Consider the following 687-nt stretch of genomic DNA (forward strand, 5'->3'; position numbering starts at 1 on the left):
GTGCTGCACGCCGTCCAATAGCGCCCTGACATGATCAACAGTCAGCCCAGCCGCTGGCAGATCCCCAACGAGTCCGAGCAGGATGCGAAGCGTCTGGCGGCTTTCAATGATGGTCTTGGAATCGCGCTTGGCACGTCGCAGATCATCTAAATGCTGGTCGATGGCTTGAGACAGCGTTGGTCCGCTTTTTGAAGAGGCTACCGCCTGACTCACCTGGCCCTTGATGACCTCGTTACGCCACCCTGATCCCGCTGCTTGATCCGCTGGCTCCGTTTCATTTGACGATGGAGCAGACAATCCCAAGAGGCTGGCGAGCAGCGCCGCATCATGGGGTGTATCAACTTGGGCGCGCCCAATTCGCTCTCCGTTAGGAAGCGAGATGTTCTCCAAGGTGAGCTCACGCAGCTGCCCCAAGGCGGCTTTACGGAGCAGTTCATTCAGTTCCTTCTTGTCCACGAGTCTTCCTGCACGCATCGCGCTGAACGTATCGGAGAGTGCCACGCTCATGCACGCCGCCGCCAGTCGTGCGCGATCACCGGAGGGCAAACCCAGCGCACGGACGATGAAGCGACAACCCAAGCGGGATCGAAGGTCAAGAGGAACAAGGAAGCGGGCGTAGAGCCCTGATGGGCGCGCAAGAAGAAGCGGCTTTGGCATGGAGCGATACCTCAAACGATACCTATGGGA

At 59.0% G+C, this 687-nt stretch carries 1 protein-coding gene; it reads right to left on the reverse strand.

Annotation, left to right across the window (positions count from 1 at the left end):
* The coding region (locus ACXJKH_RS21755) for a DUF6538 domain-containing protein (protein ID WP_457322493.1) at window positions 1–657 on the reverse strand (657 nt) is incomplete at its 3' end.
* Window positions 658–687 lie beyond the last annotated feature (30 nt).

It is taken from the genome of Stenotrophomonas sp. P5_B8 (genome assembly GCF_054049855.1).